Source organism: Pseudomonas sp. YeP6b, assembly GCF_025642995.1.
Classification (GTDB): domain Bacteria; phylum Pseudomonadota; class Gammaproteobacteria; order Pseudomonadales; family Pseudomonadaceae; genus Aquipseudomonas.
In genome coordinates, this window is the sequence record NZ_CP080090.1 from 499,002 (window position 1) to 525,293 (window position 26,292).

Below are 26,292 nucleotides of genomic sequence, written 5' to 3' on the forward strand. Positions count from 1 at the left end.
TTTGTAGATGCTCTAACTTCGCCACTTGCAAACATAATATCTGTGTTTTTAGTGGTCAGGATGGGCGGGACGTCAATTCGTTGAAGTTGAAATTTTACGTCAGCTTCTGACGGACTCCTGCCCGCCAGAGGCGTCAGTCAACCGATGGGGTTGGACCTAAGGGGTTCCACTCCTGCTGCACCTACTGTCTAGTGTGAAGACCCTTATATATTTACAGAGTGTTACCTTCCTCGCAGGCTGATAACGTCCTTTTGAAAATCGATGATAAAGTCTAAAAAGTCCCCCTGTTTTAGCGACAACAAAAACTCATCTGCAGGGTACCGATCTCCGTGTAGGCCTACAAAAACTTTACCCTGCCTGTCGCCGGTGCGGATAGATGATATATTTGTTTCGAGCATCGCAATCACCTCTAGCAAGCTGGGATTTGAGAGATAGTAATTAACTGTCATAGCGTACTTAAAATCTCTTGCTGTTACTTCTTGGTTTTTTTTAAACTGCCGCTTATGTATCCACGTTATTAAGGAGCACTCTTGAACAGGCTTTTCTAAGCCCATATCGGCACTGCTCGTCAGCAGGAGAAGAGCACCATTTGGGGTTGGCACGTGCCGTTTAATTCCACCGGAACCATACCCCTCAGTCCTGCCAGCAAGTTCACTTCCAGACCCTTCAAGCCACGTTATAGCAGGCAAGATTTCGTTTATGGCGTCATAAATATTATCCAGCCCAAGCCGTTGAATAAGACGTTCGAGACAATGCTTTTTGATCACCCCAACGGAATGCGCAGAAAACAACTCTTCCTTATTATGCCCTCTAGTCTTGAACAACAGCAGAATCAGTTCGTTTGTGATAGGCTTTGAACCATCTTTCACCACAAACACATTTGTGGTCTTTTTGCTCAGATTGTACGCATGCTGTGCAGACAACTGATTATTTGCAGAGACTTTCTGTTTTTCGGATTTTGAAAGTGCTTTTTCATAACTTTCGTCAAGATGGCTTTCAATAGCCAATACATGGCTTATTCCAATCTTTACTTTTTTCGAATATATTCTAGGCTTTCCCTTGGCAAGGTATTTACCAACAAAAACATCTCTTTTTTCAGTACTATTCACTCCCCGCGCTGCGTGGTACATTTTACGAGTCAGATCCTGAAAATCATCCAAAGTCCCGATCCAGTTGTCCAAACCGCTTCTTACGATTCTTTTGGCTTCAGCGTCATCCACAGTTTTCATTCGCGGCTAGTCCTACAGTAAAATTAAATTCTGTCGCTTGAAGTAGCTAGTCTGCTCACGTAAATAAATAATAAATATCTATCGTCGGTTGATGATAGATAGAGGTGGGCTAACCAGAATATCTTGAAGCTTACCGATCCGCGTAGTCAATGCAGTGCTAAAGCTATCAGGTCCGCGTAACTTGTGCTCATTTGCTACGTTGGATTATTCTAAGCGTGGCCTGAGAGACTGCTTAGAGTCGATTCTGCCGTTGACCAGTGATCGCTATTGATCTACTTCTAAGGGTCGAGGTCCTCAACTTTACTGCTCAAATTCGATGCAAACGACTAACCAAGTCGAATGCAAATGGGCCCCGTCTGAGTAATAGCCACAGACGGGTGTGGTCCGATCAGGCCAGCTTTGCTGCCAGCTCTTCCGCAGTAATGTTGTAGTAACGCTTCAGCATGTTCACCTCCCTATGTCCCGTTACGCTGGCAAGCTCGATCAGATTCGGCAGCTTGGTCGCAAGCCGACAGGTCGCCTCATGACGCAGGTCGTGAAAGCGTAGATTGATCAGGAAGTCCTCCTGTGGCGTTACCTGCGCCACCCCGCAATCTGCCAAGTATTTCAGCCTCGCACGCTCCAGACCTCGCACAAAGGCCTTCTTGAGTGCATCTGTAGTGGTGGGGAAGACTCGCCCGCACAGCGAACGCGGCAAGTCCTTCAGCAACTGAATAGCCTTCGGCGAAAGCGGGACGGTTCTGGGCAGGCCATTTTTGGTTGCGGGCAGGTGCGCGGTTCTACGGTCCAGATTCACATGCTTCCAGCGCAGCTCGAAAATCTCACCACGGCGCATTGCTGTCTCAATGGCCAATTGGACGATGGGCCGTATCCAAGGGTTGTGTGAGGCATCGGCATAAGTGCCGTCAGCACGGCGCTCACAAAGCTCCAAAGCGCCGAGCATGTATTGCTCTTCAATTGGGTCAAGGCGTCGCGAGCGCTCGTCGTTGTAGCTGGGACGGCTGACCATCCTGACTGGATTCTCTGCCATATGAATTCCCCACTCACGTCGAGCGACCTCGATCACGCATTGAAACAAAGCCAGCTCACGCTTCACCGTATTACCCTTGCGGATTTTCAAGCGCTCGTCACGGTAGCGGGCAAAATCTGAAGAGGTGAGGGTGGCAACGATACGTGTTGCCAATGGATGACGCTTGAGCGCTTCCAGACGTTTGATTTCCGAATACGCGCCTTTGTGCTTCGGAGCAATCTCGGAGATATAGCGATCAATGAGTTGGTGAAAGGCGGTGCGTTCAGCCTCGACCCGAGAAACAAAAATACCCCGGTCGATTTCGCTTTCGATCATGCGTGCCCAGGCCTGGGCATCGGATTTGGTTTCGAAGGTTTTGCGCTGGGCTGGATAGCCCTTACGGCGGATTTGCGCTTCCCACTGATACTCGCCGCGATTCCTGATTGTTGCCATTTCGACCATTCCCGCCACTTTTGAGTGTGGCAAATTTGTGGCAAAAACGACTTTCAGGACTAGGACAGGTTTCTATCAGGAGCGCTATCCCCTTGTAATACAAGGGAAAGAAGATGGTGCACCCGGCGGGATTCGAACCCACGACCCCTGCCTTCGGAGGGCAGTACTCTATCCAGCTGAGCTACGGATGCTTGTGCGGGCGACATCATACCCATGTCGACCTTGGGCGTCCATGCCGGTCTTTGGCCCTTTATAGGTAGGAATTTGCCCCCCCAGAGGCCCTGCGCCGGGTGCCAGTGGTCGCTGCGGTGGAACCCGGCTGAATCACGCGGATCAGAAAGATCTGGTAAATGCGCCGTTTTCGTTCTTTTTTTCGAACAGACTATTGCCCTGTACCCCCATTGATCCTAGGATTCGTTTGAGATTTCAAACGCTCTGTCTCCCGTGCGCTCTTTCACTTTTCTCGCGTGCTGGGGCTGATTTCCCTGACGGCAGCCCACAAGGCGCCTTTCAACAACTCTAATTCGCTCCGCGTGCGCGCGGTGCTGTTAAGGAAAGCCGACATGCAGCTCAAAGATACCCAGTTGTTCCGCCAGCAAGCCTTTATTGATGGCGCTTGGGTGGATGCGGACAACGGTCAAACCATCAAGGTCAATAACCCGGCCACGGGCGAGATTCTCGGTACCGTGCCGAAGATGGGTGCGGCCGAAACGCGCCGCGCCATCGAAGCGGCCGACAAGGCTCTGCCGGCCTGGCGTGCACTCACCGCCAAGGACCGCGCCAACAAGCTGCGTCGTTGGTTTGAGCTGATCATCGAGAACCAGGATGACCTGGCTCGCCTGATGACCCTAGAACAGGGCAAGCCGCTGGCCGAAGCCAAAGGCGAAATCGTTTACGCCGCCTCGTTTATCGAGTGGTTCGCCGAAGAAGCCAAGCGCATCTACGGTGATGTGATTCCGGGCCATCAGCCGGACAAGCGCCTGATCGTGATCAAGCAGCCGATTGGTGTTACCGCGGCTATCACGCCGTGGAACTTCCCGGCCGCGATGATCACCCGTAAAGCCGGCCCGGCCCTGGCCGCCGGTTGCACCATGGTGCTCAAGCCGGCGTCGCAAACCCCGTTCTCGGCGTTTGCCCTGGCTGAACTGGCCCAGCGTGCAGGTATCCCTAAAGGTGTGTTCAGCGTGGTCTCCGGCAGCGCCGGCGATATCGGCAGCGAGCTGACCAGCAACCCGATCGTGCGTAAATTGTCCTTCACCGGCTCCACCGAAATCGGTCGCCAGCTGATGGCCGAATGCGCCAAGGACATCAAGAAAGTCTCCCTGGAGTTGGGCGGCAACGCGCCGTTCATCGTGTTTGACGACGCGGACCTGGATAAGGCTGTCGAAGGCGCGATCATTTCCAAATACCGCAACAACGGCCAGACCTGCGTCTGTGCCAACCGCCTGTACATCCAGGATTCGGTGTACGACGCCTTCGCGGAAAAACTCAAAGTGGCCGTGGCCAAGCTCAAGATCGGCAACGGTCTGGAAGAAGGCACCACTACCGGCCCGCTGATCGACGAAAAAGCCGTGGCCAAGGTTCAGGAGCACATCGCTGATGCCCTGAGCAAAGGCGCCAAGCTGTTGGCCGGTGGCAAGGTCATGGAAGGCAACTTCTTTGAGCCGACCATCCTGGTCAACGTGCCGAAAGACGCTGCCGTGGCCAAGGAAGAAACCTTCGGCCCACTGGCGCCGCTGTTCCGCTTCAAAGACGAAGCCGAAGTGATCGCGATGTCCAACGACACCGAGTTCGGCCTGGCGTCCTACTTCTATGCCCGCGACCTGGGCCGTGTGTTCCGTGTGGCCGAAGCCCTGGAATACGGCATGGTCGGCGTCAACACCGGGTTGATTTCCAACGAAGTGGCGCCGTTCGGCGGCATCAAGGCCTCGGGCCTGGGCCGTGAAGGTTCCAAGTATGGGATCGAGGATTACCTGGAAATCAAATACCTCTGCCTGGGCATCTAAGCCAGGCACGAGCATGCAGTAAACGCAGAGGGCACGAGAGCGCTGTCCCTTTGCGTGTTTCAAACCGTAATTCGTAGTGGCCGGGAAAGCTGTGGCAGTCGATCATCGCATGCTGCCGTAGTTGCCTCCCCGCCACGTATTCCTTGGACCACGCCACCCGATGAGTGGCGAATGAGGACTTTATGAGCAAGACCAACGCATCCCTGATGAAACGCCGCGAAGCCGCTGTACCGCGCGGTGTTGGCCAGATTCACCCGATCTTCGCCGAATCCGCGAAGAACGCCACCGTGACCGACGTTGAAGGTCGCGAGTTCATCGACTTCGCCGGCGGTATCGCCGTGCTGAACACCGGCCACGTGCACCCGAAAATCATCGCCGCCGTGACCGCGCAGCTGAACAAGCTGACCCACACCTGCTTCCAGGTACTGGCCTACGAGCCTTACGTGGAACTGTGCGAAAAAATCAACGCCAAGGTGCCAGGCGACTTCGCCAAGAAAACCCTGCTGGTCACCACCGGTTCTGAAGCCGTTGAGAACGCCGTGAAAATCGCCCGCGCCGCCACTGGCCGTGCCGGTGTGATCGCCTTCACCGGCGCCTATCACGGCCGCACCATGATGACCCTGGGCTTGACCGGTAAAGTCGTGCCTTACTCGGCCGGCATGGGCCTGATGCCAGGCGGCGTATTCCGCGCGCTGTTCCCGAACGAACTGCACGGTGTGAGCGACGACGACGCCATCGCCAGCATCGAACGTATCTTCAAGAACGATGCCGAACCGCGTGATATCGCTGCCATCATCATCGAGCCGGTGCAGGGCGAAGGCGGTTTCTACGTCGCGCCAAAATCCTTCATGAAGCGCCTGCGCGAACTGTGCGACAAGCACGGCATCCTGCTGATCGCCGACGAAGTGCAAACCGGCGCTGGCCGTACCGGTACCTTCTTCGCCATGGAACAGATGGGCGTTGCTGCCGACCTGACCACCTTCGCCAAATCCATCGCCGGCGGCTTTCCGTTGGCCGGTGTGTGCGGCAAGGCTGAATACATGGACGCCATCGCTCCAGGCGGCCTGGGCGGCACCTACGCCGGTAGCCCGATCGCTTGCGCCGCTGCTTTGGCGGTGATGGAAGTGTTCGAAGAAGAACACCTGCTGGACCGTTGTAAAGCGGTCGGCGAGCGTTTGGTAACCGGCCTGAAAGCCATTCAAGGCAAGTACCCGGTGATCGGCGAAGTGCGTGCCCTGGGCGCGATGATCGCCGTGGAGCTGTTCGAAGAGGGCGACAGCCACAAGCCGAACGCCGCTGCCGTTGCCTCCGTGGTGGCCAAGGCGCGCGACAAAGGCCTGATCCTGCTGTCGTGCGGTACCTACGGCAACGTGTTGCGCGTGCTGGTTCCGCTGACCTCGCCGGACGAGCAGTTGGACAAAGGTTTGGCGATTATCGAAGAGTGCTTCTCCGAGCTGTAAGCGGATTGACCTGATCGACAGAAAAAACCCGCTTCGGCGGGTTTTTTTGTGGCCGATGCAACACATTCAGGCCTTGTTCATTGTACGTAGGCGGCTTGATTGTCTAAGGTGCAAGCATTGCCGATGGAGCGTGCTGGATGACTGCAGTTGATTTACCGGCTGTACCCCGAGTGTTGATTGCTGAAGCGGACCCTTGGTCGCGGGATTTGCTCAAGCAAGTGTTGTTGAACGTGCGCTGCGACGCACGGCTGGATGTATGTGGTGACGGGCAGCAAGCAGCGACGCTGTTGCGAGAAAAAACCTACGACCTGATCCTGGCGGATTGGGAGCTGCCGGGCATCGATGGTCTGAGCTTGCTGCGCAACGTACGCCAGCAGCGCCGTTCGCTGCCGTTTATCCTGCTGAGCAGTCGCAACGACAGTGCCAGCGTGCGCGAAGCCTTGCCGCTGGCGCCTACCGCGTACCTGACCAAACCGCTGAACATGGAAGGCCTGACCCAGCGCCTGCAAGACCTGCTGCTCAACGAAGGCGAAAGCGTGTATTGCGAAATTCCGCCGCTGGCGCCTGGCGTGACCTTGCCGGTGTTCCTGGAGCGGCGCCGCGAAGCCTCCGACGGCGCGCCGCTGCGCGTCGACGTGAAAGCCGCCGTGCAACACAGCCTTGAACCTGATGGCCTGGACCTCAAGCGCCTGGAAGACCAGGTGCGCATGGACCCACAAATTACCGCCGTACTGATCGCCGCCGCCAACAGCGCCGGGCATCACGGCACGCCGGTGCAAACCCTGTCGGCTGCGCTGCACAAGCTGGCGGCCGGGCAGAGCATGAACTTGATCCTGGGCCTGGCCCTCAAGCACAACGTGGTGCTGGGCGACCCGGCGCTGGTGGACTATGCCGAGCGCCACTGGCAGTTGTCAGAAGACACCGCCGACTACGCCCGCCGCCTGGCGCGCTTGCTCGAGCTGGACCACGAGCGCTGTTACTGCGCCGGCATCCTGCACCGGCTGGGTGACTTGGCGTTGCTGCGTTGCCTGGAGGATTGGCGCCAGGGCGGCGGGGCGTTGGATGACGAGGCGATTGGTGAGTCCCTTGATACCTTTGGTGCGGCCTACGGCTCGGCATTGCGTGCGCGCTGGCGCTTGCCGTTGGAGCTGCGCCAGTTGATTGCGGCGATCTATTCGCTCGAAGGCGGGGTGTATTCGCGTGAAGCGTTGGTGATGAACCTGGCGGCGCAGATGGCGCGCCTGACCGAGCACGAAGGGCTTGAGGCGCTGGCGAGGAGCAAGACTGCGCGGTTGCTGAGGGTCGGGTTGTCGGAGTTGATGCGAGTGCGCAAAAACTAGCTGGCAACGAGGATCAAGTGTGGGAGCGGGCTTGCTCGCGAATGCGGTGGATCAGTCAATATTTTCGGCGACTGGCACACCGCATTCGCGAGCAAGCCCGCTCCCACATTTTTGACCGAGTTCTAACTCGCTATGACGCGGTTCTTGCCCTGGCGCTTGGCCTCATACATGGCCGCATCAGCCCGCGCGAACAGGCTGTCCAGGGCTGAATCGTCTTCGCGCAAGTTGGCCAGGCCTTGGCTGACGGTCACCGTGAATTGCCGGCCTTCATAGCTGAAACTCAGCGCCTGGATTTCCTTGCCCAGCCGCTCGGCCACCTGCAACGCCATGTGCGGCGCACAACCGGGCAGTACGGCGGCGAATTCTTCGCCGCCAATGCGCCCGAACAGGTCGCCACGGCGCAATACACTGCGACCGCTCTCGGCGATACGCCGCAACACCTGATCGCCCTCCAGATGGCCGTAGGTGTCGTTGACGTCTTTGAAATCATCGATGTCCAGCAACAGGAACGCCAGCGGTGCGCCCTGGGCACAAGCGCTGTCGAAGGCCTGGTTGGCGCATTCGAAGAAGTGCCTGCGGTTGCTGCTTTGGGTCAGCACATCGGTGGTGGCGAGGCGGTGCAGTTCCAGCTCCATCTGTTTCTTTTCGGTGATGTCTTCGGCCATGCCGACCACAACCACCGGCTTGCCGGGCTGGACCTGCTGGTTGATATAGCACTTGTCGCTCAGCCAGCGAATTTGCCCGTCGGCGGTGATGATGCGGTACTCGCGGTCCTCCACGGCGCCTTGTTCCAGCACGCGGGCGAGGCTGTGTTCGGCATAGTCGAGGTCTTCGGGGTGAACGCTGTTGCGCCATTCGCGGTAGTCGGCGAGCAGCAAACCGGCCGTACGGCCAAATACCCGCTCATAGGCCGGGCTCACATACAGCACACGGCGCGTTTCCCAATCGATGGCCCACAGCACGGCATTTACACTGACCAGCAACGAACTCAGCAACTGCTCGCGTTCGCTCAACCGTTCGACTTCACCCTGGGCATGCATCAACGCCAACAGGGTTGCCGCCGCGGCCGGGCGGGGAGCCTCGGCAGCAGGGGCATCTGGCAGGTAGGGATGTTCGTGAACCATCGGTACAACTCTCTCTGGGCGCGCCGCAGGATGGAGCAGCGGTCACTACAAGGGTTCACCATGATGGCGAAGTGTTCTCTGAGAGAGGGTAAATGCAGTGAAGTTCCGTGAGCGGGCTAACTAAGAAATGGCGCCAAAAACCGGTGGTAAGCCAAGCCCTGTGCTGAATGGGTCGGTTTTAGTGAGCGGGCTTGTTGTGGCAACAAGCCCGCTCGCCACAGGAACGAGCGGGGTGTGCATGCCCGGTCAGACCGCTGCAGGGCGCAGCGAATAGGTCTTCAATTGATGGGCAAAATCGCGCAGTGACTGGATGCCGCTGGCTTCGGCCTCATGCACCCATTCCTTGATCGCGGCCAGCATGTCGTGGCCATTGGAACTGGTTTTCAGCCAGATCTGCTGCAACGCCAGGCGCTTCTCGTAGATCACTGTCAGCGCCTGGCTGTGCTCCAGCAGGCTCTGGATGCGCACGTGATGGCGGTCATCCAGCAAGCTGGTTTCACGCGACAGCAGGCGCTTGGCGCGGTGGAACTGGTGGCGCACCGAATGATCGACCTTTTCCAGCTCCTGCTTGACCAGTGGGCCGATCACCAACTTGCGGTACTGGGCCATGATCTGGAAGCGGTTGTTGAGGATCGCCATGGCGGTGTCCATGTCCAGGTGGCCTTTGCCCTCCACGCGGTGCGCGATAGGCGCCACGCGCTGCACCTTGGCCAGGCGCAGGAAGCTGAACACTTTGATCCACGCCCAACCCAGGTCGAACTCCCACTTCTTCACCGACAGCTTGGCCGAGTTGGGGTAGGTGTGGTGGTTGTTGTGCAGTTCTTCGCCGCCGACAATGATGCCCCACGGCACCAGGTTGGTCGCCGCGTCCCGGCATTCGAAATTGCGATAGCCCACGGCATGCCCCAGGCCGTTGATCACGCCGGCGGCCCAGAACGGAATCCACATCATCTGGATCGCCCAGATGGTGATGCCGATGGTGCCGAACAGCAGCAGGTCGATCACGCCCATGATCGCCACGCCCAGCAGCGGGTAAGGCGTGTAGATTTTGCGTTCGATCCAGTCATCCGGGCAGTTCTTGCCGTAGATGCGCAGGGTTTCGGGGTTTTCGGCCTCGGCGCGGTACAGCTCGGCACCTTTGCGCAACACGGTGGACAGGCCTTTGATGACCGGGCTGTGCGGGTCGTCGACGGTTTCGCATTTGGCGTGGTGTTTGCGGTGGATAGCGGTCCACTCGCGGGTGTTCTGCGCCGTGGTCAGCCACAGCCAGAAGCGGAAGAAGTGTTTCAGGCCGGCATTGAGCTCCAGGGAGCGATGGGCTGAATAGCGGTGCAGATAGACCGTGACCCCAACGATGGTCACATGGGTCATCAACAGAGTGACTGCAACCAGTTGCCAGGCTGACAAGTCAAGAAAACCGTTGTACCACATAGGCTGTATGGCCCTCAGATAAAGAAAAAAACAGCTCACGCATTATCACTAAGCCTACAGAGAAAACCAGCCGCCCTTTCAGATAGAAGTGACTGGATGTTTCTTATTCTATAATCCGCAGCCTTTGTGGGGCGATTTTGTTTTTTGGTAAGGATTACTGACTCTATGCTGTTTTCATACCGAGGTGCCCTGCGTGTGGGGCTGGTATATCTGCTGGTTTCCATTGTGTGGCTTCAGCTCAGCCACCACCTATTGATCGACTTTCTCGATGACCCGCGGGAGTTGGTCCGCTGGCTGCAGCTGCGCGACTATGTGTGGGTGGCCCTGAGCGCGGCGGCGATTTACTTGCTGTGCGCGCGTTTTGCCCGCACCCACCAGGTGCAGCAACCCCTGAAAGAAAACCGTGAGCGCCTGCGCCAGGCGGCTGCCGTGTTCGATTGCACCCGCGAAGGCGTGCTGGTCACCGACGCCGACGGGCTGATCGTGCACGTCAACCGGGCGTTTATGGAAATCACCGGCCACAGCCGCAAGGACGTCATGGGCGAGCGGCCGAGCCTGTTCAAGTCGGGGCGCCATTCGTCGAATTTCTACCTGCAGATGTTCCAGACCCTGGAGCAAACGGGCGAATGGAGCGGCGAAATCTGGAACCGACGCAAAAGCGGTGAAATTTATCCACAGTGGCAAACCATCCGCGTGATCCGCGATGACCACGGCAAGGTCAGCCACTACGTTGCGGTGTTTTCCGATATCAGCGCCATCAAGGATTCCCAGCACGAACTGGCGCACCTCGCCCACCACGACCCGCTCACCGACTTGCCCAACCGCCTGTTGTTCACTGACCGTGCCGAGCAGGCGCTGGCCTCGGCGCAAGTGCATAAACGCGGCTGTGCCTTGCTGCTGCTGGACTTGGACCATTTCAAGATCATCAACGACAGCCTGGGCCATAACGTTGGCGACCAGTTTCTCAAGGCCGTAGGCGAGCGGCTCAAAGGGCTGTTCGGCCCCGGCGTGACCTTGGCGCGCTTGGGGGGTGACGAGTTCGCTGTGCTGGCGGAAAGTTGTCCACAGGTGGTGCAGGCCGCCGCGATCGCGCAGCGCATGCTCGATGCGATGAAGGAGCCGTTCGTGTTTGATGGCAACCAGTTGTTTATCAGCGCCAGCATCGGCATCAGCCTGTTCCCCAGCGACGCGTTGAGCGCTGAACAGCTGCTGCGCAATGCCGATTCGGCGTTGTTCAAGGCCAAGAGCGCCGGGCGCGAAGGCTACGCGCTGTACACCGAAGAGCTGACCGCCCACGCGCAGAACCGCGTGGAAATCGCCAGCGAACTGCGCCGCGCCCTCGATCAGCAGGAACTGCGCGTCTACTACCAGCCGGTGTACGACCTGCGCGGCAGCCGCCTGGTCGGCGTCGAAGCGCTGGTGCGCTGGCAGCACCCGGCGCGCGGCTTGGTGCCACCGGGCGAGTTCATTCCGATTGCCGAGCGTACCGGGCTGATTGCCGACATCGACGCCTGGGTGATGGACCAGGCCTGCCGCCAGATGTGCCGATGGTTGGCCGATGGCGCACCGCTGAGCTTTATTGCGGTGAATGTTTCCAGCCGTCTGTTCGCCCGGCGCGAGCTGTACGAGCAAGTCGCCCAGGTGCTGCACGCCACCGGCCTCGACCCGGCGTTCCTGGAACTGGAAGTCACCGAAAGCGCGGTAATGGATGACCCGGAGGTCGCCCTTGAGCAACTGCACCGCCTGCGTGAGCTGGGCTTGCGCCTGGCCATCGACGATTTTGGCACCGGCTATTCCTCGCTGCTGCGCCTAAAGCGCCTGCCGGTGCAAAAGCTCAAGATCGACCAGGGCTTCGTCGCCGGGTTGCCGTGGGACGAAGACGACGCGGCGATTGTGCGCGTGGTGATCGCCCTGGCCAAAAGCATGGGCATGCAGGTGCATGCCGAAGGTATCGAGCAGGTTGAGCAGGCGCGGTTCTTGTTGGAGCAGGAGTGCGATATGGGGCAGGGGTATTGGTTTGGGCGGCCGATGCTGGCCAGTGAAATTGACTGGGAGCGTGCGCCCGCCATTCGATAGGCACAACTCGGTCAATGTGGGAGCCGGGCTTGCCCGCGATGAGCATAGGTATCTACACAACTTTCAAAGGCCGCCACATCCCTCTGTGGCGAGCGGGCTTGTCGAATCGTCGCACCGCCGCTCCCACATTTAATCTTCGCTGCTTTGGGCATTGCGTTCGCTTAACTGAACGGCATCAGGGCAAGCCCGCTCGCCACAAAAGCCCATCTGCTACAGATTTTGCGCTCACCGAAAGTTGTGTAGATACCTATCCCGCGATGAGGGACTTTCAAGCGAAATGTTCTGTGCCTGACACACCGCTATCGCGGGCAAGCCCGGCTCCCACAGGGTTCAGCAGCGCCTGGGTATGAGTATTTTCGGTACCAAAACCCGCGCAACCCCACGTCCTGCCAGAAAATTCTTTCTGGTTATATAAACATTCTTAAATAGTATTTTTAAGAATATCCGCGCTTATCTACTATCGCCCTCACGCCGCAAGCAGTGCCGCCACTGCCAGGCACTATTCATTTCAGGAGCGAGACCATGAGCGCATCTCTACGTAGCGTCGACGGCCAGGACGAAGCAGCCATTTTGCGTGAGATCCAGAGCGCCTTGCGCGACCTGCGGTTTGGCGCGGTGGAAATCACTGTGCACAACGCCCAAGTGGTACAGATCGAACGCAAGGAAAAATTCCGTTTGCAAAACCCGGGTAACAAACCGAGCTAAGCACTCACGGCGATAGACCCCCGCATCTATAAGAAAAGCCAACACCAAGAATTCTCAGGAGCCTTCTATGTCGTCGATTCGCCGTTACGCCCTGGCCGCACTGGCCAGCGCCGTGTTTGCCGGTTCCGCTGTTGCCAAGGACTACGAGTTGCTCAACGTCTCGTACGACCCTACCCGTGAGCTGTACCAGGACTACAACGCTGAGTTCACCAACCACTGGAAACAGTCCCACCCCGGCGACAACGTCAAGATCCAGCAATCCCACGGTGGTTCGGGCAAACAAGGCCGGGCAGTGATCGACGGCCTGCGCGCCGACGTGGTGACCCTGGCCCTGGCCGGCGACATCGACGAAATCGCCAAATTGGCCAAGACCCTGCCGGAAAACTGGCAAACCCGACTGCCGGACGCCAGCACCCCGTACACCTCGACCATCGTGTTTTTGGTGCGCAAGGGCAACCCTAAAGGCATCAAGGATTGGGGCGACCTGATCAAGAAAGACGTTTCCGTGATCACCCCGAACCCGAAAACCTCCGGCGGTGCGCGCTGGAACTTCCTCGCCGCCTGGGCCTACGGCCTCAAAGCCGGTGGCAGCGAAGCCAAGGCCCAGGAATACGTGAAAGAACTGTTCAAGCACGTGCCGATTCTCGACACCGGCGCTCGCGGTTCGACCATCACGTTCGTCAACAACGGTCAGGGTGACGTGTTGCTGGCCTGGGAAAACGAAGCCTTCCTGGCGCTGAAAGAAGACGGCGGCGCCGACAAGTTCGACATCGTCGTGCCTTCCCTGTCGATCCTCGCCGAGCCGCCAGTGGCGGTGGTCGACAAGAACGCCGAGAAAAAGGGCAACACCGAAATCGCCACTGAATACCTCAAGCACCTGTACAGCCCCGCTGGCCAGGAGATTGCGGCGAAGAACTTCTACCGCCCACGCGATGAAAAAGTCGCCGCCAAGTACGCCCAGCAGTTCCCGAAACTGGACCTGGTGACTATCGACAAAGACTTCGGCGGCTGGAAAACTGCCCAACCGAAATTCTTCAATGACGGTGGCGTGTTCGACCAGATTTACTCGGCGCAGTAAGCCAAAGTACCTGTAGGGGCCTGATTTTCTGTAGGCGCTGGGCTTCTATGGGAGCTGGCTTGTCGAATCGTCGCACCGCTGCGATAGCATCACCGCGGTGTGACTGACACACCAAGGTGCCTGTATCGCGGGCAAGTCCGGCTCCCACAGAAAAGCCGGCCCCCACAGAAAGCGCGCTCCTACCGTGGTTTCTACCTTTTAACCAAGGAGTCTTATGTCGCGTCGTACTTCCCCCGTCATACCCGGCTTCGGGCTGACGCTGGGCTACACCGTGGTGTACCTCAGCCTGATCGTACTCATCCCCCTGGCGGCGATGTTTGTACACGCCGCTCAACTCACTTGGGATCAGTTCTGGGCCATTATTTCCGCACCACGCGTGCTGGCGGCGTTGAAACTGAGTTTCAGCACCGCGTTGTACGCTGCGCTGATCAACGGCGTGATCGGCACGCTGCTGGCTTGGGTGCTGGTGCGCTACACCTTCCCCGGCCGCAAGATCATCGATGCGATGATCGATCTGCCCTTTGCCCTGCCCACGGCGGTTGCCGGTATTGCGCTGACCGCGTTGTACACGCCGACCGGCCTGGTCGGCCAGTTCGCCGCTGACCTGGGCTTCAAGATCGCCTACAGCCCGTTGGGCATCACCCTGGCGCTGACCTTCGTCACGCTGCCTTTCGTGGTGCGCACGGTGCAGCCGGTGTTGGCCGATATCCCCCGGGAAATCGAAGAAGCCGCCGCCTGCCTAGGTGCCAAGCCGTTGCAGGTGTTCCGCTACATCCTCGTGCCCGCATTGCTGCCCGCCTGGCTGACCGGCTTCGCGCTGGCCTTTGCCCGTGGCGTGGGTGAGTACGGGTCGGTGATTTTCATCGCCGGCAACATGCCGATGAAAACCGAGATCCTGCCGCTGCTGATCATGGTCAAGCTCGACCAATACGACTACCGCGGTGCCACCTCCATTGGCGTGTTGATGCTGGTGGTTTCCTTTGTCTTGCTGCTGCTGATCAACTTGTTGCAGCGGCGCATCGAACGTCCATAAGGAGGCGCGGAACATGTCCCAATCGTCTATTTCCGCTGCGTCCTCGGCCAACGCTGCCCGTCGTGGCAGCGCGGTGTCCCGGCGCATCCTGATCAGCCTGGGCTGGCTGGTGTTCTTCCTGTTCCTGCTGCTGCCGCTGTTTATCGTGGTGTCCCAGGGCTTGAAGAATGGCCTCGGCGCGTTCTTCACCGCCATCCTGGAACCCGACGCGCTATCCGCACTGAAACTCACAGTAATCGCCGTGTTGATTTCTGTGCCGCTCAACGTGGTGTTCGGCGTCAGCGCCGCGTGGTGCGTGAGCAAGTACTCGTTCCGTGGCAAGAGCATCCTGGTCACGCTGATCGACTTGCCGTTCTCGGTATCGCCGGTGATCGCGGGTTTGGTCTATGTGCTGATGTTCGGCGCCCAGGGTTTCTTCGGCCCATGGCTGCAAGACCACGACATCCAGATCGTGTTCGCCTTGCCCGGCATCGTACTGGCAACCATCTTCGTCACCGTGCCGTTCGTGGCCCGTGAACTGATCCCGCTGATGCAGGAGCAGGGCACCCAGGAAGAAGAGGCGGCGCGCTTGCTCGGCGCCAATGGCTGGCAGATGTTCTGGCATGTGACCGTGCCGAACATCAAATGGGGCCTGATTTACGGCGTGGTGCTGTGTACCGCACGGGCCATGGGTGAGTTCGGTGCGGTGTCGGTGGTGTCCGGCCACATTCGCGGCGTGACCAACACCTTGCCGCTGCACGTCGAGATCCTCTACAACGAATACAACCACGTTGCCGCGTTTGCCGTCGCGAGCCTGTTGCTGATCCTGGCGCTCTTCATCCTGCTGCTCAAGCAGTGGAGCGAGAACCGTATCAACCGCCTGCGCAAAAGCGCCGGTGAGGAATAAGTCATGTCGATTGAAGTCCGTAATGTCAGCAAGAATTTCAACGCCTTCAAGGCCCTGAACAGCATCAATCTGGACATCCAGAGTGGCGAGCTGGTGGCGTTGCTGGGCCCGTCCGGCTGCGGCAAGACCACTTTACTGCGCATCATCGCCGGCCTGGAAACCCCGGATGACGGCAGCATCGTGTTCCACGGTGAAGACGTGTCCGGCCACGACGTGCGTGATCGCAACGTCGGCTTTGTATTCCAGCACTACGCGCTGTTCCGCCACATGACCGTGTTTGACAACGTCGCCTTCGGCCTGCGCATGAAGCCGAAAAACCAGCGCCCGAACGAGAGCCAGATTGCGGTCAAGGTGCACGAGCTGCTGAACATGGTGCAGTTGGATTGGCTGTCTGATCGCTACCCGGAGCAACTCTCCGGTGGCCAGCGCCAGCGTATCGCCCTGGCCCGCGCCTTGGCGGTAGAGCCCAAAGTGCTGCTGCTGGACGAACCCTTCGGCGCCCTCGACGCCAAGGTGCGTAAAGAGCTGCGCCGCTGGCTGGCGCGCCTGCACGAAGACATCAACCTGACCTCGGTATTCGTGACCCACGACCAGGAAGAGGCCATGGAAGTCGCCGACCGTATTGTGGTGATGAACAAGGGTGTGATCGAACAGATCGGCTCACCGGGTGACGTCTACGAAAACCCGGCCAGCGATTTTGTGTACCACTTCCTGGGTGATTCCAACCGTCTGCATCTGGGCGAGGACAAGCACGTGCTGTTCCGGCCGCATGAAGTGTCGCTGTCGCGGCATGAGTTGGAGGATCACCACGCGGCTGAGGTGCGTGATATTCGGCCGTTGGGCGCTACCACTCGGGTAACGCTCAAGGTCGAAGGCCAAAGCGAACTCATCGAGGCTGAAGTGGTGAAAGACCACGACAGCCTGACCGGCCTGGCCCGTGGCGAGACCCTGTTCTTTAAACCCAAGGTCTGGCAAAAAGCTTAAGCACCCTGCAAAAAACCAATGGGGAAGCTGGCTTGTCGAATCGTCGCACCGCTGCGATAGCATCACCTCGGTGTGACTGAAGCACCGAGGTGCCTGCATCGCGGGCAAGCCCGGCTCCCACATTGAATCTCTATTAACCCTTAGACCGCTGCCCTTTTTCCGCGCACCGCCACCGGCCCTGACCGCTGCTCAATCTGCTGCTTAAGCCCCTGGCGCAACCCCAGCAAAAACGCCAACTCCGCCACCACAAACAACGGCCCGACGATCAGCCCCGACACGTCATCCACAAACGCGGGCTTTTTGCCCTCGTAATAGTGGCCGACAAACTGGATCACCCAGCCCACCACAAACATCCCAATGCCGCTGCTGAGCCACACCAGCGTGCTCTGCGCCGCCAGTACATGCCCGGCCCACACCGACAAGCCCATCAACAGCGTCATCAGCACGCCCAGCGCCAGTTCCAGGCGCAGGTAAAACCACGCCGAGAACAACGCGAGCAGCACCGCTGGCGACAGCCAGAGGCCGCCCACTGCCCATTCGGGGCGTGACAGCAGCACGGCCACGGCGACCACAATCAGTGGGATGCCGATAAAGTGGCTGGCGATATTGCGTGGGTCGCGGTGGTAGGCGGCGTATTGACTGAGGTGGTCGACGAGGCTTTTCATTGTTGTTCCTCCTGTAGGATGCTTGATCATGCCCTGCCAGCCTGCGCCTGACTGTCAGCTGGGCGACAATCATCGGAGTTCTCATGGGCACAGAGAAATGGCACTCGCGGCTGGCCACGGGTCATTGGTTCAGCCACTTGCCTGCCTCGTTTCAGCATAGCCTGCTGGCCCACGCCCGGCAGCGGCAGCTGGCGGCGGGGCAATACCTGTTCAAGCGCGGCGACCCGCCGTGTGGCCTGTATGCGGTGCTCGACGGCACCTTGCGCATCAGCGCGGTGAATGAGCATGGCAAGGAAGCGCTATTGAGCCTGGTGGAGCTGCCGTACTGGTTTGGCGAAATCTGCCTGTTCGACGGCCTGCCGCGCACCCATGACGCCTGCGCCGTGGGGCCATGCACGCTGTTGCAGGTGCCGCAGCAGGCGCTGCTGAACATCCTCGATGAGTCCCCGCAATACTGGCGCGACCTGGCCTTGTTGATGAGCCAGAAGCTGCGCCTGAGTTTTATCAATATCGAGCAACTGAGCCTGATGCCGGCCTCGGTGCGGCTGGCGCACCGCTTGTTGATGATCGTTGAAGGTTACGGCGATACCGAACACGCAAAAAGCATGGTGCAACTGCCCCAGGAAGACTTGGCGGCGCTGTTGAGCCTGTCGCGCCAGACCACCAACGCCTTGCTCAAGGACTTGCAAGCCCAGGGCATCGTGCGCCTGGGTTATGGCGAGATCGAAATCCTGGATGCCCAACGACTGCGTGAGGCGGCGCACACCTGAGGGTGGTAGCCTGCAAGCCTGATTAATCGAGGTATGTTATGCGCGTCCTGTTAGTGGAACACGAATCCGAAGAGGCACAGCGGATGGCCCAAGGCTTGAACGAGGCCGGCTACAGCGTCGAAGTCGCGGCCAATGGCATGGCGGCGTTGCGTTTAGTGGAGAGCGCCGACTACGAGCTGGTGATTCTGGATGTGATGCTGCCGGGCTTGAATGCCTGGAAGTTGCAGCAGGCTATTCGGTTGAAGGGTGCCACGCCGGTGTTGTTCCTGACCACGACGGGCGGGATTGAAGACCGTCTGCGTGGGTTGGAATTGCATGAGGATGATTATTTGCTCAAGCCGTTTGATGCCCGTGCATTAGCGGCTCGATCAGCCAAGCTGTTGCGTCGAGATCGAGGCCGCTGACAGGTGCATACCTGTCAAGTTTGACAGTAGATGAACGATGATCGGAATAGCACACTTGAGTTGTCAATTTTGACGCTCAAGGAATTAACATCATGTCAACTACTACTTCCGGCAGGGATACTGCTCCTGTTGTTATATCTCCGGCCCAAAATGGCAGGTATTCGCAAATGGTCGAGTTTTCGGGTACTGGCGCTCCGGGTTGGCTCGTCTGGCTTACACTCGTTCCAATTGATGCAGCTAATCAACAGCTCCAAGGTGCTCTCGTCGATCCGGGGGGGAAATGGAAATTTACCCAAAGAATTGACCGTGGCATTAAATCGGTAATTGCCTTTCAAAGCTTTAACCGTGAGCGATCCCCACTTTCGGGCATCATCAAATTCACGGTGTTGTAGTTCACTGGCTAGGCTAGTGGACGGGTGGCCGAGAGGGAGCAATAAGTTTGGGGCGCAGTTACCCCACACTTTCCCGAAAATGCCCCGGCGTCATCCCCGTCCAGCGCTTGAACGCCCGGCTGAAGCTGCTAGTGTCGGCAAACCCGAGCAAATGACTGATCTCGGCCAATGAGCACTGCGGGTCCCGCAGGTGCAGCAGCGCCAAATTCTCCCGGCACTCATTGAGCAACGCATCAAACCGGCACCCTTCATCCGCCAGATGCCGCTGCAAACTGCGCAAACTCAAGTGCAGCGCCTGGGCAATCCGTTCGGCACTCGGTTCACCTTCCGGCAATTGCGCCTCAATGGCCGCGCGGACCTTGCGCTCCCAGGTCAGCGGTTGCAGTTGGGCGAGAGTGCGTTTGAGCACGGTTTCGTTGTGTTCGGCCAGCTCCGGGTTGGCGTCATCCAGGTGGCTGTCGAAGTCATGCGCGGCAAACTCCAGGCGGTCTTCTTCGGCGCCAAAGAAGACCGGCGCGCGGAAGACCGTGTGCCAGGGCTTGGGGTCAATGGGTTGCGGACGGCGCAAATAAACAGCCAGCGGCGCGTATTCACGGCCCAGCCGATTACGGCAAGTGCGCACATAAATTGCCGCAAACGCATCAATCGCTTCCAGCGCCGGTGCCGGGTTGCCCGGCGGTTGCAGCAGGCGAAAACGGTAGCGTTCGCCGTCTCGGCTAAGTTCCAGCGTCAGGGCATCGCTGACCACCTGGTGGTAGCGCACGATCCGCTCGAACACCTCGCGCAAGCTGCCGCTGGCCACCAATGCATAACCCAGTGCATGAAAGGTGGTGGGGCTGACGAACCGCGACACCCGCAAGCCGATCGCCGGATCACCGCTGGCCTGCACCGCCAGCGCCCACAACCGCGTGGTCGCCGACAGCGGGTAGCGCGCGTTAGGGTCATCCATCTGCTGCGGGTCGAGCCCGGCCTGGGCGCACAGCGCGGCGCTGTCGAGGTCCAGGGCATCGAGCTGCTTGCGCAGGGCGCGGGTCCAGCTGGCGAGTGAGGTGGCTTCGGTCATGACGATTGGCGCTTGCGGTCAACAAGTTGGCGTCCGCGGCTAGCGTCCTGCCAGATCGCTTGGGGCAGGATGGACGTATCAATGAACAAGAGAATGGAAGCATGGACGGTACTTGTGCAAGCCCCCAACAGATGAACGCGCAACAACGCTCAGCGCATATCCGCGAAGTGGTGCTGGCCGAGGGCGTCAGGTTGCGCCAGCAGCACCCCTGGCTGCTGCATCAGGACGCGCTGGGCGCGGGCATCCTGGCGTTTGCGCTGGTCGGCATGCTCGGCTCGGCGGCGCTCTACATCAGCGGCCATATGGCTTGGTGGGTGTGCCTGCTGCTCAACGCCTTCCTCGCCTCGCTGACCCACGAGCTGGAACACGACCTGATCCACAGCATGTACTTTCGCAAGCAGCGCCTGGCGCACAACCTGATGATGGGGCTGGTGTGGCTGGCGCGGCCGAGCACCATCAACCCGTGGATACGCCGGCACCTGCACCTCAATCACCACAAGGTGTCGGGCACCGAGACCGACATGGAAGAGCGCGCCATCACCAACGGCGAGCCCTGGGGCATCGCGCGGTTGCTGATGGTGGGCGACAACCTCATGTCAGCCTTCATCCGCATGCTGCGCGCCAAAACCTGGAAGCACAAATTCAACATCCTCAAGCGTGCGCTGCTGGTGTACGCCCCGCTGGCACTGCTGCATTGGGGCGCGTGGTATGTGTTTTTGGGCTTTCATGCGGCCAATGGCATTGCCAGCCTGATGGGCGCGCCGATCGAGTGGTCAGCCGGCACCTTGCAGATGATGCAGGTGATCGACATCGCCGCCGTGGTGATCATTGGCCCTAACGTGTTGCGCACCTTTTGCCTGCACTTTGTCAGCTCCAACATGCACTACTACGGGGACGTGGAGCTGGGCAATGTGATCCAGCAAACCCAAGTGCTGAACCCGTGGTGGATGTGGCCGCTGCAAGCGTTCTGCTTCAACTTCGGCAGCACCCATGGCATTCACCATTTTGTGGTGAAAGAGCCGTTTTACATCCGCCAGATGACGGCCAAGGTGGCGCATAAAGTGATGCGCGAAATGGGCGTGCGCTTCAATGATTTCGGCACCTTTGCCCGGGCCAATCGGCTTGAACGCCAGGAGCGTTCGCAGCCCCGGCTTAATCCGGCTGAAACGGCGATGCGCTGAGTGCCGCGCCGGTTTTGTCCGCCAGGAAACCCAACCACGGCTTGCCGGGGTGGCGCGCACCGGCTAAACCCATGGCGGATGCGGCCTTTAATGCGGCTCGTGGGATGCCATCAGCGTTTGTACCGTTTGGGGAAGCAATAGTGCCAAACGATGAGTCCCCACGTAGCGGCTTTCCCGTGCGCCCTCAAATACAATGAGCAAATTGATAGCCAGTACCTCGTGGTTCTTGAAGCCTGCGGCACGGCACATCCCGATCAGATGATCGAGGTGTATGTGCTTGATCTCATCAAGCGCCACTCGCGCTGGATGTTCAGCATCGCTGACATCTAGTGCCTTATCCATGAGTTTGCAGGTCGGTTCGTCTGGCGACTGGATATAGGCATACATCATTTCTAACCAGCCGTTGAGTTCTCCACGCGGATCATTCAGATGCGCCTCGTGCAAGGCTTTCCACGCAGCTTCACTCGCTTTGTGATGCTCTCGAATGGTGGCTTCAATCAACATCTCCTTAGAGGCAAAATGCCGATACAAGGTCATTTTGTTGCTCTGCGCTGCTGCTGCAATCGCCTCAACGCCGACGGCGTGAATGCCGTATTTGTGAAACATCTCGCCTGCAGCACGCAAGATTCTCTCTCGCGGCGGAATTGAACTCGCCAATTTTTCGGCAGGCGGTACCTGGTCCGTTGAAGTGTTAGCCATCACATAACGCCTATTTTTTGGTATAGGTCCCGCTGCACTTGACATGTTACTTACCGGTAAGTAACATCGTGTGTAAGAGGGTAATTATCGCGCGGACTATACCGTGAATCTGGCTAGCGTTGCGCTGGGGGAGGCGATCGCTCAGGGGAAATACAGGCTTGGCGACTAAGGCTTAGGTGGCATCAAGCTCACTGCCGCAGGGGTGTTGTCGGTTTTGTATAGCGATGCCATCCCATCGACCATAGGCGTCGAGGATGTTTGGTGTGGCCAGGCCGTGCAATCGGATTTAGCGGTGAAGCTGAAAGGGTAGTTAAAAAAGAATCTGTGTCAGTGGTTTCTTTGGGCGCACTCTTTAGTTTGAGAGTGTGTAGGGCAACCGCTTTTTCAAGAATGTTATTCAGGTGTGTTGTTGTTATGGGTCTGTGTTACGGGCGTTTACATAGCCCGTGCAGAGGTTGCCCTTGAGTCTGCCGAATATGCTTTAGTTGGTTCAATCGTCGTGCTGGACTGTTGGTCGGTGATTGGGTTTTGTTTTTAAAGTTTGGTCTTTCTCTAAATATAGTCTTGATGGCCTGAGTATTAATCCGTTCAGCGACTCACGTGTATAAGCCAACGTTACTGCCTAACTAGGTGGCCGGGTCACCTCTTGATGGCGCTTAAAAAACAGGGATGAAAAATGAATATATTTTCTCTTTCGAGACTTGTTAGTGGAAGGTTTATTCTCTCGTTTTGGGCAGTTTCATTAAGTATTTTTAATTATGCTGATGCAGGCGTGTTGGATCCTTATATTGGCATGCAGACGGGAAGTTCATCACCTTGCATTAATGCGCCTGGGGCTGCGTGGCGAGGCGGTTGTGCGAAGTGGAGCTCTACCGCAACTGATGTTATGGGGTTGAAGTTAGCTTATCTTTCGTCAGCGTCGTCCGAGACCGGAGGGGGCGTGTGGGCAGGATCAAAAAGTAGTGGTCTTTGGTTTGGTGGCGGCCCTTCTGGAGAGAACAGTGTGGTGGTCAACGCTGACGGTACGACCGTCTCGGGGGCGAACATAACGTTGAAATCCACTCAAGGTACGGTAGATGTTTCCAGCGCCAAAATAACTAATTTGTCTGCCGGAGATATTTCCTCGGCCAGTCAGGAAGCCGTCAACGGCAGTCAGTTGTCTGCTACCAATACGACTGTAGAAGGCCTTGGCACTACGGTGAACAACATCGTCAATAACGGTTCGGGGATCAAGTATTTCCATGCCAACTCGACGGCTCCCGATTCAAATGCAGTCGGTACCAACAGCCTGGCGGCGGGGCCGCTAGCTGTCGCCGATGGCATCGCCTCGACGGCTGTCGGCTACAACACGTCCGCAACCGGACTGGACACCACGGCTCTGGGCGCCAATGCTTCGGCAGCAGGTATTCGAGCGATTTCGGTGGGCAATACGTCGGCGGAAGGTGACGGTAGCATCGCGATCGGTGGTACGGGGGCGACGAATAGCAGCTTCAAACCAACGGCAACGGGTCAGGATGCTATCGCCATCGGTGCCAGTAATACGCAAGCGCTGGGGAATCGGGCTGTCTCCGTAGGCCGCGATACGTGGGCTAACGGTGATAACGCTACTGCCGTGGGTTACGACTCCGAAGCGTTAGGTGCCAATTCGGCCGCTTTAGGCTTCAACGCGACAGCGCGTGCCGATAACTCGATAGCGATCGGTACACAGGCCATCGCCAGTGTTATCAACGGTATCGCGATAGGCGAGGGCGCCAATGTCGACACCGCCAACAGTATTGCGCTGGGTAATGGTGCCGCCACCGCCGCGGCCAATGCCACCACCGGTGGCACCCTCAACGGCACGGCCTACACCTACGCCGGCGGCGCGCCAGTGGGTGTACTCAGCCTGGGCACAGCGGGCAATGAACGGCAAATCACCAACGTAGCGGCCGGCCAAGTCACGGGGACCAGTACCAATGCCGTGAACGGTAGCCAATTGTTCGCCACCAATACAGCAGTCGATGGCCTTGGCACTTCGGTGAACAACATCATCAACAACGGTACGGGGATCAAGTATTTCCACGCCAATTCGACCTTGGCCGATAGCTCCGCGACGGGCATCGACAGCGTGGCCATTGGTCCACAATCGGTAGCGGGTGGCGCGCAGTCCTTCGCGGCCGGCACCGGTGCAGTGGCAAACGCAACGGGCAGCGTTGCCCTGGGTAACCAGAGCAGCGTGCAAGTGCTGGGCGGTGTGGCGCTGGGCCAGGGCTCGGTCTCGGACCGTGCCATCGCGCCCTCCACCGGTTTGATTCCAGTGGGTAATGGCACCATTCGCTACGACACCTCCGACGCAACCTTATTAGGCGCCGTATCACTGGGTAAAACTGGCCAGTACCGTCAACTCACCAACGTAGCGGACGGTACCAGCGCCCAGGATGCCGTGACGTTGCGCCAACTGACCGGCGCGATTGGCTCGATCAGTACCACCGGTACGATGTACTTCCACGCCAACTCAACCAACCCGCAAGACGCGCTGTCGGTGGGGCAGGAATCGATTGCCGTCGGCCCGGCCACCATGGTCAATGGCGATAACGGTATCGGCATCGGCAACCAAGCCACCGTTGGCCAGGCAGGTGCTGGCGGCATTGCGATTGGTCGCAATACTCAGGTACTGCTGGCCTCCGGCATTGCCCTCGGTTCCCAGGCCCAGGCTCAGGGCGAGCAGTCGCTGGCTCTCGGTGCCGGTGCGGTGGCCAGTCAAGCCACCAGCATCGCGCTGGGCTCCAATTCGGTCACCACGGTTGGCGCCCAGAACGGCTACACCGCTTACGGCCTGAGCACACCGCAGACGTCTGTCGGCGAGTTGGGCATTGGCACCGTGACGGGTAATCGCAAAATCACCGGCGTAGCAGCGGGCTCAGCGCCGAACGATGCGGTGAACGTAGAGCAACTGACGGCAGTGGGTGACCAAGTGGCGCAAAACACCACCAGCATCACCAACCTCGGCGGGCGGGTCACCTCCATTGAGGGCAATATCAACAACATCACCAACGGTGGTGGCGTGAAGTACTTCCACGCCAACTCTACCCAGGCTGACTCGGTAGCCAGCGGCGTGGACTCGGTGGCGATCGGCGGCAATGCCAGTGCTTCGGGCAATGGCGCGGTAGCCTCGGGCAAGGGGGCCCAGGCGTCGGGCACTGCGTCAGTGGCCTCAGGCAACGGTGCCCAGGCAACCGGTGCAGGGGCGGTGGCGCTCGGCAATGGCGCCATGGCGAGTGCCGATGGCAGCGTAGCCGTTGGCCAAGGTGCCAGTGACAACGGCCGCGGCGCGGAGAACTACCTCGGCCAATACTCCAATGCCGGCAACGCCAGTGTGGGCACGGTTTCGGTGGGCAATGCCGCCACAGGCCAGACCCGCACGATCAGCAACGTTGCCGATGGCCGGTTGGCCACCGATGCGGTCAACGTGCGGCAACTCGATGGTGCGGTGGCCGAGTCCAAGCAGTACACCGACGATTCGCTGAAAACCGTCAACACCAACATCGGGAACGTGACGGGTGCCATCACCGCCGTGGATAACCGGGTCACCCAGGTAGAAAGCAATGTCACCAAGGTGCAGAACGGCACCGACGGCATGTTCCAGGTGAACAACACCGGTGCTGGCGCCAAACCTTCCGCCACGGGTGCCAACGCAGTTGCCGGTGGTGCTGGCTCGGTGGCTTCCGGCAATAACAGTGCAGCAGTCGGCACCAATGCCAAGGCGTCCGGGGCCAACGCCGTGGCTGTTGGTAACGGCGCCAGCGCCACGGGGAGCAACAGTACGGCCCTGGGCGCCAACTCGGTGGCGGATCGCAATAACAGCGTCTCGGTCGGTGTGAAGGGCAGCGAACGGCAGATCACCAATGTGGCGGCCGCCACCCAGGGCACTGACGCGGTGAACTTCGATCAGCTCAATAAAAGCGTGTCGAACGTTACCAACAACGTGAATGCCTACACTGACCAGCGCTACTCGGAACTCAAGCGTGACCTGAAGAAACAGGACGCCACCTTGAGCGCGGGGATCGCCGGCGCCATGGCCATGGCGAGCCTGCCACAGCCCTACTCACCCGGCGCGAGCATGACGTCTATCGGTGCAGCCAATTATCGTGGGCAATCGGCGCTGTCGTTTGGTGTATCGAGCATCTCCAGGAATGGCCATTGGGTCGGCAAACTTCAGGCTACGACTAATACCCAGGGTGATGCGGGTGTGGGCGTTGGTGTCGGCTACCAGTGGTAAGGCTTAGTACCGAACGACCAGGCTGCGCCCGTGCAGCTTGGCGCTA

Annotated in this window: 21 protein-coding genes and 1 tRNA gene; 14 read left to right on the forward strand and 8 right to left on the reverse strand. The window is 58.8% G+C overall.

Annotated features, from left to right (window positions below; genetic code table 11):
- Window positions 1-221: 221 nt before the first annotated feature.
- The 3 genes from KZH41_RS02220 to KZH41_RS02230 all read right to left on the reverse strand — a co-directional run bounded on the left by KZH41_RS02220 (window position 222) and on the right by KZH41_RS02230 (window position 2,882).
- On the reverse strand, window positions 222-1,229 hold the full coding sequence (locus tag KZH41_RS02220) for a hypothetical protein (RefSeq protein WP_263274305.1): 1,008 nt from the start codon (window positions 1,227-1,229) through the stop codon (window positions 222-224).
- A gap of 388 nt (window positions 1,230-1,617) precedes the next feature.
- The gene (locus KZH41_RS02225) at window positions 1,618-2,700 is read right to left on the reverse strand and encodes a site-specific integrase (RefSeq protein WP_263274306.1); all 1,083 of its coding nucleotides are present in this window, start codon (window positions 2,698-2,700) and stop codon (window positions 1,618-1,620) included.
- Between the two features lie 105 nt (window positions 2,701-2,805).
- A tRNA-Arg gene (locus KZH41_RS02230) sits at window positions 2,806-2,882 on the reverse strand.
- Window positions 2,883-3,254: 372 nt separating this feature from the next.
- On the opposite strand from KZH41_RS02230, the gene gabD reads away from it, so the two are divergent.
- From gabD to KZH41_RS02245, 3 genes are all read left to right on the forward strand, one after another.
- On the forward strand, window positions 3,255-4,697 hold the full coding sequence (gene gabD / locus KZH41_RS02235) for an NADP-dependent succinate-semialdehyde dehydrogenase (RefSeq protein WP_242153841.1): 1,443 nt from the start codon (window positions 3,255-3,257) through the stop codon (window positions 4,695-4,697).
- Between the two features lie 182 nt (window positions 4,698-4,879).
- Window positions 4,880-6,157, forward strand: coding sequence for a 4-aminobutyrate--2-oxoglutarate transaminase (gabT, locus tag KZH41_RS02240; protein ID WP_263274307.1), 1,278 nt, complete (start codon window positions 4,880-4,882; stop codon window positions 6,155-6,157).
- A gap of 137 nt (window positions 6,158-6,294) precedes the next feature.
- Window positions 6,295-7,497, forward strand: coding sequence for an HDOD domain-containing protein (locus KZH41_RS02245; protein ID WP_242153845.1), 1,203 nt, complete (start codon window positions 6,295-6,297; stop codon window positions 7,495-7,497).
- Window positions 7,498-7,619: 122 nt separating this feature from the next.
- Here KZH41_RS02245 and KZH41_RS02250 read toward each other — a convergent pair whose 3' ends face one another.
- Together KZH41_RS02250 and desA are read right to left on the reverse strand one after the other, a co-directional pair.
- Window positions 7,620-8,621, reverse strand: a complete 1,002-nt coding sequence (locus KZH41_RS02250) for a GGDEF domain-containing protein (RefSeq protein WP_242153847.1) — start codon at window positions 8,619-8,621, stop codon at window positions 7,620-7,622.
- Window positions 8,622-8,867: 246 nt separating this feature from the next.
- A complete protein-coding gene (gene desA / locus KZH41_RS02255) occupies window positions 8,868-10,052 on the reverse strand; it encodes a delta-9 fatty acid desaturase DesA (protein WP_094951091.1) in 1,185 nt (394 codons plus the stop codon).
- A gap of 165 nt (window positions 10,053-10,217) precedes the next feature.
- Here desA and dibA point away from each other — a divergent pair, with 165 nt between their 5' ends.
- The 6 genes from dibA to KZH41_RS02285 all read left to right on the forward strand — a co-directional run bounded on the left by dibA (window position 10,218) and on the right by KZH41_RS02285 (window position 16,814).
- Window positions 10,218-12,128 carry a phosphodiesterase DibA gene (gene dibA, locus KZH41_RS02260; protein WP_263274308.1) on the forward strand — a complete coding sequence of 637 codons (1,911 nt, stop codon included), beginning with the start codon at window positions 10,218-10,220 and terminating at the stop codon, window positions 12,126-12,128.
- A gap of 522 nt (window positions 12,129-12,650) precedes the next feature.
- Complete coding sequence (gene oscA, locus KZH41_RS02265) at window positions 12,651-12,833, forward strand: sulfur starvation response protein OscA (protein ID WP_003170956.1); 183 nt, start codon at window positions 12,651-12,653, stop codon at window positions 12,831-12,833.
- A gap of 67 nt (window positions 12,834-12,900) precedes the next feature.
- Entirely contained in the window at window positions 12,901-13,911 is a 1,011-nt protein-coding gene (locus KZH41_RS02270) for a sulfate ABC transporter substrate-binding protein (RefSeq protein ID WP_242153851.1), read from the forward strand.
- 214 nt (window positions 13,912-14,125) lie between these two features.
- Complete coding sequence (gene cysT / locus KZH41_RS02275; RefSeq protein WP_094951094.1) at window positions 14,126-14,944, forward strand: sulfate ABC transporter permease subunit CysT; 819 nt, start codon at window positions 14,126-14,128, stop codon at window positions 14,942-14,944.
- 13 nt (window positions 14,945-14,957) lie between these two features.
- Window positions 14,958-15,830, forward strand: a complete 873-nt coding sequence (gene cysW, locus KZH41_RS02280; protein WP_094951095.1) for a sulfate ABC transporter permease subunit CysW — start codon at window positions 14,958-14,960, stop codon at window positions 15,828-15,830.
- 3 nt (window positions 15,831-15,833) lie between these two features.
- Entirely contained in the window at window positions 15,834-16,814 is a 981-nt protein-coding gene (locus tag KZH41_RS02285) for a sulfate/molybdate ABC transporter ATP-binding protein (protein ID WP_028615256.1), read from the forward strand.
- 140 nt (window positions 16,815-16,954) lie between these two features.
- On the opposite strand, the gene KZH41_RS02290 is transcribed toward KZH41_RS02285, so the two are convergent.
- Complete coding sequence (locus tag KZH41_RS02290) at window positions 16,955-17,479, reverse strand: DUF962 domain-containing protein (protein WP_094951096.1); 525 nt, start codon at window positions 17,477-17,479, stop codon at window positions 16,955-16,957.
- 83 nt (window positions 17,480-17,562) lie between these two features.
- On the opposite strand from KZH41_RS02290, the gene KZH41_RS02295 reads away from it, so the two are divergent.
- The 3 genes from KZH41_RS02295 to KZH41_RS02305 all read left to right on the forward strand — a co-directional run bounded on the left by KZH41_RS02295 (window position 17,563) and on the right by KZH41_RS02305 (window position 19,045).
- Entirely contained in the window at window positions 17,563-18,249 is a 687-nt protein-coding gene (locus KZH41_RS02295) for a Crp/Fnr family transcriptional regulator (RefSeq protein ID WP_263274309.1), read from the forward strand.
- 38 nt (window positions 18,250-18,287) lie between these two features.
- Entirely contained in the window at window positions 18,288-18,653 is a 366-nt protein-coding gene (locus KZH41_RS02300) for a response regulator (protein WP_094951098.1), read from the forward strand.
- A gap of 92 nt (window positions 18,654-18,745) precedes the next feature.
- Window positions 18,746-19,045 (forward strand): hypothetical protein, encoded by a 300-nt coding sequence (locus KZH41_RS02305; protein WP_141240547.1) that lies wholly within the window; start codon window positions 18,746-18,748, stop codon window positions 19,043-19,045.
- A gap of 58 nt (window positions 19,046-19,103) precedes the next feature.
- Here KZH41_RS02305 and KZH41_RS02310 read toward each other — a convergent pair whose 3' ends face one another.
- Window positions 19,104-20,108, reverse strand: coding sequence for an AraC family transcriptional regulator (locus tag KZH41_RS02310; RefSeq protein ID WP_094951099.1), 1,005 nt, complete (start codon window positions 20,106-20,108; stop codon window positions 19,104-19,106).
- A gap of 101 nt (window positions 20,109-20,209) precedes the next feature.
- Between KZH41_RS02310 and KZH41_RS02315 the strand changes: the two genes are divergently transcribed.
- Window positions 20,210-21,289 (forward strand): fatty acid desaturase, encoded by a 1,080-nt coding sequence (locus tag KZH41_RS02315; protein ID WP_094951100.1) that lies wholly within the window; start codon window positions 20,210-20,212, stop codon window positions 21,287-21,289.
- Between the two features lie 87 nt (window positions 21,290-21,376).
- On the opposite strand, the gene KZH41_RS02320 is transcribed toward KZH41_RS02315, so the two are convergent.
- A complete protein-coding gene (locus KZH41_RS02320; protein WP_176462938.1) occupies window positions 21,377-21,988 on the reverse strand; it encodes a TetR/AcrR family transcriptional regulator in 612 nt (203 codons plus the stop codon).
- 1,102 nt (window positions 21,989-23,090) lie between these two features.
- Here KZH41_RS02320 and KZH41_RS02325 point away from each other — a divergent pair.
- Complete coding sequence (locus KZH41_RS02325) at window positions 23,091-26,246, forward strand: YadA-like family protein (RefSeq protein ID WP_141240548.1); 3,156 nt, start codon at window positions 23,091-23,093, stop codon at window positions 26,244-26,246.
- Window positions 26,247-26,292 lie beyond the last annotated feature (46 nt).